The 11578-nt window shown below is 55.5% G+C and carries 10 protein-coding genes; 6 read left to right on the forward strand and 4 right to left on the reverse strand.

Annotation, left to right across the window (positions count from 1 at the left end; genetic code table 11):
* The 3 genes from JRJ26_18935 to JRJ26_18945 form a co-directional block, all read left to right on the forward strand.
* A partial coding sequence (locus tag JRJ26_18935) for a hypothetical protein (protein ID MBW2059570.1) occupies window positions 1–840 on the forward strand: 840 nt, incomplete at its 5' end.
* A gap of 50 nt (window positions 841–890) precedes the next feature.
* Window positions 891–2843, forward strand: coding sequence for a tetratricopeptide repeat protein (locus JRJ26_18940; protein MBW2059571.1), 1953 nt, complete (start codon window positions 891–893; stop codon window positions 2841–2843).
* An 18-nt stretch (window positions 2844–2861) separates the two neighbouring features.
* Window positions 2862–4907, forward strand: coding sequence for a VWA domain-containing protein (locus JRJ26_18945; GenBank protein ID MBW2059572.1), 2046 nt, complete (start codon window positions 2862–2864; stop codon window positions 4905–4907).
* Window positions 4908–5026: 119 nt separating this feature from the next.
* On the opposite strand, the gene JRJ26_18950 is transcribed toward JRJ26_18945, so the two are convergent.
* Window positions 5027–5305 (reverse strand): hypothetical protein, encoded by a 279-nt coding sequence (locus JRJ26_18950; protein ID MBW2059573.1) that lies wholly within the window; start codon window positions 5303–5305, stop codon window positions 5027–5029.
* Window positions 5302–6567 carry a M48 family metallopeptidase gene (locus tag JRJ26_18955; protein MBW2059574.1) on the reverse strand — a complete coding sequence of 422 codons (1266 nt, stop codon included), beginning with the start codon at window positions 6565–6567 and terminating at the stop codon, window positions 5302–5304. The genes JRJ26_18950 and JRJ26_18955 overlap by 4 nt, the downstream gene beginning before the upstream one ends.
* A gap of 161 nt (window positions 6568–6728) precedes the next feature.
* Here JRJ26_18955 and JRJ26_18960 point away from each other — a divergent pair, with 161 nt between their 5' ends.
* From JRJ26_18960 to JRJ26_18970, 3 genes are all read left to right on the forward strand, one after another.
* Entirely contained in the window at window positions 6729–6926 is a 198-nt protein-coding gene (locus JRJ26_18960; GenBank protein ID MBW2059575.1) for a hypothetical protein, read from the forward strand.
* 64 nt (window positions 6927–6990) lie between these two features.
* A complete protein-coding gene (locus tag JRJ26_18965; protein MBW2059576.1) occupies window positions 6991–7428 on the forward strand; it encodes a hypothetical protein in 438 nt (145 codons plus the stop codon).
* 82 nt (window positions 7429–7510) lie between these two features.
* Window positions 7511–7774: a hypothetical protein gene (locus JRJ26_18970; protein ID MBW2059577.1), complete on the forward strand. Its 264-nt coding sequence runs from the start codon at window positions 7511–7513 to the stop codon at window positions 7772–7774.
* Between the two features lie 20 nt (window positions 7775–7794).
* Here the strand turns inward: JRJ26_18970 and JRJ26_18975 are convergent, their stop codons facing one another.
* Together JRJ26_18975 and JRJ26_18980 are read right to left on the reverse strand one after the other, a co-directional pair.
* Window positions 7795–8808 carry a bifunctional oligoribonuclease/PAP phosphatase NrnA gene (locus JRJ26_18975; GenBank protein MBW2059578.1) on the reverse strand — a complete coding sequence of 338 codons (1014 nt, stop codon included), beginning with the start codon at window positions 8806–8808 and terminating at the stop codon, window positions 7795–7797.
* 109 nt (window positions 8809–8917) lie between these two features.
* On the reverse strand, window positions 8918–11578 hold a 2661-nt coding region (locus tag JRJ26_18980; GenBank protein MBW2059579.1), incomplete at its 5' end, for an alpha-amylase.

The raw sequence follows: 11578 nt of genomic DNA on the forward strand, positions 1-11578 counted from the left end.
GAACTGCTGAAGGACCGCTCTATTACCCTGGATACGCCCATCAGAATCCTCGAAGGGAAGAAGGGAAAGGTCGTTACGACTACTCCTCGAGAACTGTTGCAACAACGCGTGATCGGCTCCAATACCCAGATCAGAGTCGTCCAGACAGAGAAGAGGGTTGTTGTGATTACCCTCCGCGAGCTCTTGAAGGAGCCTTCCGTTACTCCTGAATCCCCCATCAAGGTCCTCCAAAAGCGGCGGAGGGTTATCACGACTACACCCCAGCAATTGCTTGCGAGTCAATCCGTCACCCTCGACACACCCATCAAGGTTGTCACCAAACAAGAGAAGACCGTAACCACGACACCGGGGCAACTCCTGGCTGACAAGTCTGTGACGCTCGAAACTCCGATAAAGGTCATAGTGGAAGAGCCCGGGGAGATAATCACGGTTTCCCAACTCCTGAAGGAACCCGGGGGTCCGAACCTCTCGAAGCAGACCTTCTATATTCACACGGTTACCCCAGAGGATCTCCAAGGTATCTGGGGCATCATCCAACACGGACTCATGGATCAGTTTCGTAGGGGGATCCCGGTACCGGAGGGCAAGGGTTCGAAGAAGCAAAAGCTTGTCACCCTGGACCTTCCAAGGGATGCCGACGAACCGCTGCCGAACGGATCGAGTTCCTTTCTCGGTAAGATCCTTTATGAGAAGACTCGAGAATCCTACGTGTACAACTTCAAGAACGGGCGGATCGGGAAGAACCCGGACTATATCGTCCCAGGGCAGGAGTTGGTAGTCACCCGGTTTACACAGGAAGAACTGGTGAAAATCTATAAGCATTTTGCTCAAAGCCAGTGAGAGATAAGAGGCCAGGTTTTCCGTTCTTGATGTTCGGGGAGGAGGTTCCGATGAAACAGAGGCTCTTTTTTTTGTTATTGGTGGGACTTATTGTCTGCTTGATTCCTTCTTGGACCGAAGCCAACGAAAAGGCCAGTTTGTACGTAAATCTGGGGGGTAGCTACTACAAGCTGGGAAGATATCAGGAAGCCATTGAACAGTTTCAAAAGGCTCTTGCCCTAGATCCAGATTTTCCAAACCTTTACGGCCTTCTTGGGTCGGCCTTCTTTCAGAATGGTGATATCGACAAAGCCATCGAAGCATACAAGAAGCAGATCGAGCGCACGCCTGATCAGGAGGATTTCCGTTTCAATCTCGGCCTGGCATACCTGAAAAAGGGATATCTGGACAAGGCGGCTCAACAGCTACAGGAGGTGACGAGGCTAAATGACCGAAGTGTCAAGGCCTTCAGGAATCTGGGCTATATTTTTTTGAAACAGGGCAAGCTTTCCGAGGCTGTCGACGCACTGACCCGCACGGTGGAGCTTGCCCCTGATTCGTGGGAAGACTACTACAACCTGGGCGTCGGCCTGTTCAGGCAGAATCGGCTGAACGAGGCCGTAAACGCGTACCAGAAGGCGATCAAACTCCGCTCAGACAATCCTGAGGCTCATGTGGCGCTGGCCAAGGCTTACCTGAAGCTCGGCAAGTTGGATGAGGCTCTGGACGAATACAAGGCTGCCCTCAAGATACGACCTCTGGATCCTCAAATCAGGTACGAACTCGGACTGCTTTACAAACAGAGGGGACAGAATCAAGAGGGCATCACCGAATTCAGGCTCGCCCTGAGGGAGAAGCCGGACCATCTGGAGGCTCGGACAAGGCTCGCTGATCTGCTCCTGGAATCCGGACGGACCGAGGCCGCGGTGAAGGAATACCAGCGGGTTCTCAAGGCATCACCGGATGCGGTGGATGCCCTCCTGGGCATGGGCGTTGCGCTGACCAAGAAAGGAGATTACAAAAGGGCCCTTGACTATCTTCTCCACGCGAAGGCCCTTGACCCGAAGCGTGGAGATATCCGTTTTCATCTGGCTTTGTGCTACGACCTCTCCGGTCAGGACGACCAGGCCTCCACCGAGTATGAGGCGGCCCTCAGGATCGACCCAAACATGGCCGAGGCCTGTTTCAATCTAGGGGTCATTCATGATAGAAAGGGGGAGAAGGGAGAAGCCGAGAAACTGTATCAAAGAGCGATATCCTTGAAACCGGATTTCGCGGAGGCTTACAACAACTTGGGAACAATTTACAGCGAACGGGGAAACACCAAGAAAGCCATGGAGGTCTACAAGAAGGCGGCCTCCCTGAAACCCGATTTTGCCGAACCCTACAACAATATGGGAGTGGTCTATCGCAAGACCGGAGACCTGGGCAGAGCACTTGCAAATTTCGAAAAAGCCACGGAAATCAGTCCCCGTTTCTTCCAGGCCTACTATAATATGGGCACCGTCTTCGAAGCTAGGAAGGAGTTTGACAAAGCCGCCGAGGCTTACAGAAAGACCATCGAGCTTGCGCCAGATCACGAAGATGCCCATTTCGGTCTGGCAACGGTTCTGCAGGCCTTGAACCAACTGGAAGAGGCCAAGTCGGCTTACGAGGCCACCCTGAGAATCAATCCCAACAACGTGCATGCACGCTTCAGATTGGCGGAGATCCTTGCTTCTCAAGGTCAAAACAAGGAGTCCATCAGGCAGTATGAGGCTGTTCTACGCATTGACCCTGATAACGTGGACGCCCTGAACAATCTGGGGATTCTCTATTTCAAAGAAAAGGCCTATAACGAAGCCCTTCACTACCTCACAAAAGCAGCGGAGCTTGGCCCTGAACGCGACTATGTACACAACAATCTCGGGATGCTTTACACGGAAATGGGAATGCACGAAGAGGCAAAGAACGAGTTTGAAAAGGCCATCAGCCTTGGAAGTAGCAGCAGTAAGAAAGAGGGGTCTTCAGGGTCGGGTCAGTAGAGACTCGGTGATCGATCCGTGAAAAAGGGAAAGCTCGGAAGATACCTTATTCTCTCGATTTTGCTCCACTTGGGCATGCTTCTTGCCGTCAACGCCTTCTTGGGATTGCCCGTCAAGGTTGAACCCACCAAGATCATCCCCATCGAGGCAGTCGTTCTCGAGGAAGAAGCACCTGTTCCAGAAACAAAGCCTGTTGTCGATCAACCAGTGGAGAGGGGCGTCCTTGATGCGAAAAGCGAAACCTCGGTCCAGCGGGAAGGTCGCGCCAGAACCGCCGACTTGGCCGGGCCTGCCCCGACAGAGGGGAGATTGGAACCTGTCCTCAAGGTGGAGGAGGTCCCCGGCCTGCTCCTCCCGGCTTCGAGCCGCGCCGCCCGCAAGAGCCCTTTTGAAACTAAGAGCGAGGCCGCTCCTGAGGCACAAAGACGCTCCGACTTGGCCAGTCTGAGCACACCCAGGCCGAGGGAGGGGAGATTGGAACCCACCGTCGAGTTTCAGGAGATTCCGAAACTGGGCATTGAACCTCTGGGTCAAGAGGGGAGCAGAACCTCCCTCGAAACCAAGAGCCCTTTATCGTCGGGTACGGAAGCACGCCTTGGCATCCGTGATCTGGCCGGTCCCGTGCCAAAGCAGGGGAACTTCGAGCCGAGCCTTAGCGTGCGTCAAATCCCCACGCCGGGTGTCCTCCCCGTAAGCCGGGAAGGGAAACAGGTCGCCAGCAGACGCGTAGTTTCCACATCTGACAAGCCTCGGGTCTACCTCACCCCTGTGAAACCCTCTTTGAAGAATCAACCGTCCATCCTTGAGATAGAGGTGCCCAGGACCCTAACCGAGGCAGAAAGATCTCGGGGCCAACAGGCATACTCTCAAACCGTGAAGAGATCTCAAGTACCCCTGGGCAGAAACAGGCCAAGTGAGCGTGTGGTATCAGAGCTTCCCCCTATACCCACAGTGGAGTCTCCTGTCGTTCCGGAACAGAGGGAGATGACCCTGGCAACTTCCACTGTCGGTCCTTCCCTGCATGAGACCCCGGAGAAGACAGGTCGCTTGAAAAGGCTCAAACCTGCCGGTGAAGCCAAATCCGAGCCTTCCTACGTTCCTGAACTTCCCCCCATTGCCACGGGCGAGTCTCCTGTCGTTCCGGAACAGAGGGAGATGACCCTGGCAACTTCCAGCAAAGGGGCCCCTGTTGCAGAGATGCTGGAGAAGGCCCATGGTTTGAGAACACTCAAGCCTGCCCGTGGAGTGCAATCCCTGGGTTCGTCTGTTTCCGAACTATCCCCTCTCCCGACGGAGGAGTCTCCCCTGGTTCCCCACCAGGGAAAGATGGCCGCGGCTCCAGCCCGGAGGTTTCCACAGATCGAAAGGGAGAGGTTTGAAAAGGCGGGCAAGCCCCGGGCTACCATCAAAACCCGCGTGGCCCTCACCTCCGCAGCAGTTGCGGTTCAGCCCGCACTCGCCCCTCCGAGACATGAACCCGCCTTTGCTTTGCCGAGGCTCGGCGGGTCTTTCCCGGCCCCCGGCTCGCCGAAAGGGGCTGCCTTCCTCTTTGTTCTCGATACGAGTGGCTCTGTGAAGGGAGCTCCCCTGGAGGGTATCAAGAGATCGGCTCTTGACTTCATCAGGCTCATGGGCGCAAACGATCGGGCAGGAATCCTTACTTTCAACGACAGCGCCGAACTCGTCAGGGATTTCACTGCCCAAAAGAAATCTCTGGAAAGAGAGATAAGCCGCCTCAAGACGGCAGGCAGGCGGACGGTCCTGTTCGATGCCCTGATGGAGGGGATTAGAGCCATCCGGAGGGAGGACAGGCAGAAGAAGGTCCTGATCCTTTTTTCCGATGGAAAGGACGAGGGGAGTCGATCCACTCTTCAAGAGGTTGTCAGGGCTATACGCCGATCAGGGGTTTCCGTGCTTGCCGTCGGTTACTCACGGGTGGAAAGAAAATACCTCCACACCCTGCAGAAGATTGCAGGAGAGACCGGCGGGGTCTTTGCCGATGCTCCCCGATTTCGCGACGTCCTCCTGCTCTTCAAAACAACCCGGAATGCCGAGGCCCGGTAAGGGACGATCCTGCAGATTCCCTGAGGCCACACGGCATCCACACGCCTGCTCGGCAAAGGACAATATCCTGCTGGCCGGCTCCTGGGAAGACCTTACACCCAGTGAAAATTCACGGAGAGCTACTTAACCCTCCTGAAGGAGACAACCCTGGGAGCCTCTGGTTTCGGGCTTCTTATCCTCACCATTCGATAGGGGACGCCTCCAAATGTCCAGGTTTGGCCCAGGAAGAGATGTACGTCCTCGAGGATCCACTGGAGATCTCCAAGAGGCGAACCGAGGGTCACCCGGTACCACCCCTTCCTGACATCCGGCTCGAGGGCTTTCACCTGGGCATAGAAGGCGGGCCTCTCCCTTATGTGAACCAAGACAACATCCGATAGTTGAAGGTTGCGTCTCATGAGGTTTCCCTCTCGTTTCTCTCGAGCCGCTCGATTCTTTCTACAACAGGGGGGTGTGTATAGTAGAACCACGCATAGAGGGGATGGGGGTTGAGGTTTGCAAGATTGTCCAGGGCTAGCCTTCGAAGGGCTCTCGCCAGGGGCAGGCCCGTTCCCATGAGTCTTGAGGCCTCATCGTCGGCCTGCCTTTCCAGTGTTCGGGAAATAGCCGATCCCAGCGGATAAAGAAAATATCCAGCAAGCTCCACCACCGTCCCAACAAGAAAAACTCCCACAAAAGGAAGAAGGCCGTGAAATCCGAAGGTTCGATACAGGAGGGGCCACTGGATGAGGCGGCCTGTCACAAAGAGGACCACGAAGGAGGCGATTTCCAAAGCCAGGAGCTGTTTGATCATGTGTTTCCTCTTCCAGTGTCCCACCTCGTGGCATAGAATCGCCAGGATTTCATCCTCGGTATGCCTCTCGAGGAGAGAATCGAAAAGAACGATCCTCTTGGTACGGCCAAGGCCTGTAAAATAGGCGTTCGTGTGGCGGGTTCTCTTTCCCGCATCCATCTGGTAGACCCCTTTTACCGTCAGGCCCGCCACCTCCACGAGATCTTGAATCCTCTGTTGCAGACTTGCATCCGAGACGGGTTCAAACCGATTGAACCACGGAGCTATGAGAACCGGGTAGAGCCAGAGAACAAGTCCCTCGACCAGAGCCAAGACCAACCATGCCCAGATCCACCAGGCCTGGCGTATCCGGTAGATCAGGATCAAGAGAGACAAGAGCACGATACCTCCGAGCAAGGCAGACAGCAGGGTTTCCTTTAGGAGATCGAGAAGCCACGTCCTGATCGTCCTGGTATTGAAGCCGTGGCGTTCTTCGATCACAAATATCTCATAGAAATTGAAGGGGATCCGAGGGAGATTCAGCACTGCTGAAAGGACGGCGAAAAAGATGAGACCCTCCCATACTGGGTTGGTTACCCATGGCTCGATCCTCTCTACGAGTCTTGGGAGAAACCCGGACAACAGAGCTGCCAGCAGCCAGGACTGCGAGAAGAGATCGGCGAACAACCCGAAACTCATCGACTCAACCCTGTAGGCTGAGATCCTTGCCAGCTTCCCCTCATCCACAACGGAGCGGAACACCGGGGGTATCCTCTGCCCGTACCGGCGGAGGTGGCTGACGTTGAGCCGGTTCAGGACCACCTCAAGAGCCGAGCGGATTCCAAAGGCGGCAACGAATGTGATGAGAAGAGGGCTGAGCCCAATCATGCCATAATCTTACTCGAAGCCGAGGGAATTTCAACCCGCAGGAAACCCCGCCAGAGTCTAAGAGGCGGTCTGGCAGGCGGCCTTGAATTCGGAGAACCTGTGGGCTACTATTTTACCAGACAACACGACTCTCAGATGAGGAAAGGCGCTACGGGTTCATGTTGCAATGTCTCAACCATCCTGAACGGGAAGCGGTGGTTACGTGCCAGAAGATGATGGTTCACTACTGTGGAGAATGTCTCGACAATTGTGAGGCATGCACGGATCCATGCGGCTATTGTCGATACAGGACGCAGTGCATCATATACGAAAAATGCAGGAAGAGCCAAAAGGCCAAGCGTCTCAAAGGCATGGCTTGACAACAGTGATTGCTGCATCATGAGAGGCGGACAGGGTTCAAAGGCGGGAGCAAGGGGAAGCGCAATGACCCACGAGTATGAAGGGCACTATGGTACAAGACACAGGGAAAACCGCCGGGTAGACAAGGCTCTGGCAGAGAAGCTGAAGGAGAAAGCCCCTGACGGACGCATTACCTGTCCATCCGCCTTCACAGTCGCCGAGGAGATGGGCAGAAGCCCGGCGGAGGTGGGCCGGACTGCAGACCTGCTGGAGTTGAAGATAACCCGGTGTCAGCTCGGTCTTTTCGGACACACAGACAAGAGGCGGAACATTGTCGAACCAGTCGAAAGGGTCTCACACGAACTGGAACAGGCCATCCGCCAAGCCCTAGCCGGTGGAAGGCTCCCCTGCAAGAGAGCGTGGGCTCTGGCCGCCCGTTTTGGTATGTCCAAGATGGAGATCACCTCGGCCTGTGAGAGATTGGGCGTCCGGCTCGGTTTCTGCCAGCTCGGTGTCTTCTGACGACTACCGCCCTGGATCGTGAAGGTGAAAACGCGGGACCGGTCGAAAAAATGAGTGGGGACCAGGGGAGAGCTCCATCCGTTTGAATCCAATGGACGAACCCAAGTGGAAGAGGATTCTCGACAGACTCTCAGAGGCTGAAAGAGATCTCGCAAAGGAGATACTCCGGAAGAGCCTGGCAAAGAGAGGACAGCCCGTCTCGGAGGAGGCCCTCGATATTATGGCCGAGAAGGCCGTGGAAGATGCCCGTGCGGTGATTCGTAGGAGAGGCAAGAAGGCCTTTCACGACCTGAAGACGGGAATCAAGGGATTTTGGGAGGAACTGAAAAAAGAGGCCGGAGATTGACCGCGGGCCAACCTCCCCGGCTAGATAAGCTTCTCTTCCTTGGCACCTTCTCTCCCCAGAATTTTCAGGAACCGGTTCTTCAGGTTCTTACAGATCTTCTCCTGTTTCTCCGGCCCGAGCCCCTTGATGATTACCTGGCCTCCGGCGATCATTCCGTGCCCCCCTGCCGTACCGAGTCCCTTAACGATCCGCCTAGCCATCAGGCCCGCATTCTGTCTGTGCCGCTTCGTCCTTATAGAAAAAATCACCCGGTTGTCAAAGGCTCCGATGACAAGACTCCAACGCACCCCGGATACCCGCAACAGAAAATCGGCCATGAGTGAGACCATCTCGGGATTGACCAGAAAACCCAGGTCGCAGAAGATCACATCGCCCAGGATCACAGCATCATGGAGCGCCTCGTCAAAGAGGACGAAGTAGTTCCGGGACAGATCAGGGTTTTCAATCTGAGACAGAAGCCTCGGGTGGATCTTGGGATAGAGGTGGATCATGGCCTGGCAGTCTGCATCAGTGGCATCTCTGCCCAAATCCTGGGTGTCAGACTTGATCCCGTAGAAAAGCGCCGTGGCCATCTTCTTCCGGATAGGCAGGCCGGCCTCAATGAGGTACTCTGTAAGGATGGTCGAACAGCTCCCGTAATCAGGCCTGATGTCCGCGAATCCTGCATCCTGGGAGGCCTTGCGGGGACTATGGTGGTCGATCACTATGGCAGGCTTTATGGATGGGGGGAGACTGTTGTTTCCCGAGCCCGGCTGTGTCTCCACCAACGCGACGACACTGAAATTGTAGATGTTGACCATCTCAAGCGGGTTCATACGGATGTTCAAAAGCCGAACCATGGCTCTGTTCTCGGCTCGAGTGATTATGCCGCCATACACGAAGACCGAACCGACACCCAGTTTCCCTCTCAACAGATAGCGCAGTGCCCACCCCGCTGCGATAGCATCAGGATCCGGGTTGTTGTGGGTCATAATGAGAACCTTCTTCTTTCTCTCCACGATCTGTCTCAATCTCTCAAGCCTGCCGAGGCTCATGATAAGCTGACCCCCATGTCCTGTCCCCACCTGGATTCTAGAAGCTTCAGACTCCCCGCAGTTGGCCTTGCCCTGATCTCCAGGTCAAACCCAAGCCCTGCATCCAGAATTAGAATCGATTCAGCCTGTCGAGCATCCCTTCCACACGGTATCCTGAGCTGGCCGCCTCTCGGCGGAGTTCTTCCATGATCCTGTGCCTCTCCATGAGGCCCTCGGCCGTCTTCCTGTCCATGCGAGTCTTACCGGCAACGAGTTCGATCACCGAGACCAGGAACAACCAGTCTGTCAGCTCGGCGAATCGTTCCTTGTGGAACCAGAGGACGTTGTCGTACCAATTGAACTGGAGAAACAGCTGAACCTCGGACTCATAGAACAACCCCTTCAGGCGGGAGCGTGTTTCTTCCCTCCTACGGGCAAACCAGTCGCAATGAAAGACCAGGATCCTGACAAGATCGGTCTCCTGCCATGCTCTGGTCTCGTCACATCCAAGGGATTGGAAGGTCTGGCCGATGATCTTTCCCAGAATCCATTCATCGATCCACGACGCGTTCTGCCAGGCGCCCCCATAGCCACACATCATCCCGCCGGCATGACGGAGGACCAGCCAGGCCAGTGAGACTCTCCAGAAAGGACTCTTGAGATCCATCTCCGCCCGTATCCGGACCTTCACGTCCGAGAGGACATCCCCCAGTTCTTCAAATCTTCTCGCCTCCTGGGATCCATCCAACCGGGTGAACCAGAGAATCGCCCTTACACCGTCGATGAATTTCCGCGCAGCCTCGGCGGGATTACCGGTGACTCCGGCTCTTTCCTGTAACCGGTGGAGGAATGTCTCCATGTTGTCCCGCAGCAGCCCGATAGACTCCTTGCTTTGAGGAGATTCGATCCCGTCGGCACGGACCTCGATGATCCGCTGAACCATGAGAGGGTTGACGATCTCCCTGAAGGGGCCGTGGATCGGAGCGAAGAGCATCTCCTTCAGGGCCTCCTCAACGTCCGGTACCCCTCTGCCCTTGAGGAGTTGTTCAAGCCGTGCATAGTCAGCCTCCCGGTTGTCTCGTATTTCTCTGAAATCGAGAAATACATGGTACTGGTAGGCCCCGAGTTCGATATAGAGACCCTCTTCTGCCAATTTCTTGCCCTGGCGTATGTATTCCAGCCCTGATTTCAGGTCCCGGAAGATACAGAAGCAAGAATCTTCCCTGCAGACCGACAAACCCTCGGCCAGGGTCTTCTGAACCCGTATCTTCTCCCCGGGCCGCCTGCCTGCAACAGCCATCGATGTGGAGATCCTCACCCAGCCACTGGCGGTCTCGTACTTGTTGTTGTAAATGATCAGAACCCGCTCATCTCCCCTCCGGTTGGAGTAAGCGAAGACGTTTTCATTGACCCTGCCGTCGCTTTCGTAGAAATCGTAAAGAACGAAATTCTCCACACCGCTGAAAAGATGCCGCCTCCTCAGGAGGGGGAAGATTTCGGCTTCATGCCTCTCAAGGAGGTTCCTATCCGGTTCTTCATTCCAGTAGGCCTTCCTGTACTCCATCCCGTACTTTTCAGCCAATCCCTCGATCTGACCGTGGCCGAACATGGGAAGCCCCGGCATGGTTACCATCATAAGGGTCACACCGAAGTATTTGTCTCCCTTGCCGAACTGGGCGGCAGCGGTCGCTTCGTCCGGGTTGTTCATGAAATTCACGAAGCGTTTCAGAATTTCAGGATCGAATTCCAACACATTCTTCACGACTCTGCGGTACTTGGCATTTTCTTCCATCTTCAGCATGTTCATGAAGGCACTGTTGTAGACCCTATGCATTCCTAAGGTCCTGACGAAGTATCCCTCCATGAGCCAGAAGGCCTCGGCCAAAAGGAGTGTATCGGGGACCTCCCGCCTTACTCGATCAACCACCTCTCTCCAGAACTCGAGGGGAAACCGCCTCTCAAATTCCTCTCCCCTCATCCCGTGTTCTGCACGGGATGGAATGTCCCCTCCGGTCCCGGGTTCCGGATACCAGAGGCGCTGGAAGTGCCTTTTCGTCAGGGTCATGGCTGCATCGAACCGAACAATGGGAAACTTCCGGGCCACCTCAAGGATCACCTGAATTACGGCACCACGGACCTCCTCGTCCAGAAAGTTGAGTTGAGCCGTGTCGTTCCAGGGCATGCTTGTTCCGTCATTGCCGTGATAGATGAATCTCACCTCCCCGGTCGTCCTATCCACTCTTTTGAAGACGACAGATGCATCACTGCGATCCCAGTAGCCATCTTCGATGTAGATCCCCACCCGTGGATCATGAGAAAGGTCCGGCCCACTGAAGCTGTACCCCGGAAAGGGGCAATGGTCCAACTGGAGGAACCGGTTGGGGTGTTCCATTACCCAGCGGGAGTCAATGCCCGTATGGTTGGGAACCATGTCGCTGGCCAGCCGGATCCCCCTCTTCCAGGCCCGGTCCCTGAGGTCCTGATAGGCCTGCTCACCTCCCAGATCGGCTGCAACCACGTAGTCGTAGATCGCATAGGCCGAGGCCAAGGCCTCAGGGTTGCCCGTGAGCTGCTTTATTCTCCGAGAGGCAGGGCTTCTCTCCCAGATTCCTATCAACCAGAGGCCCGTGAAGCCCCAACGTGCAATGGTGTCGATCTCCTCATCCGGAATCTGGTCGAGGCGGCTGATCTGACGGCCGTATTTTTTCGACAGTTGGTCGAGCCAGACATAGGCACTCTTGGCGATGAGGACTACCCTGGGCATCCAATCCAGGTCCTTGCTGAACCTTTC

This window comes from Deltaproteobacteria bacterium (assembly GCA_019308905.1).
Lineage (GTDB): Bacteria > Desulfobacterota > BSN033 > WVXP01 > WVXP01 > JAFDHF01.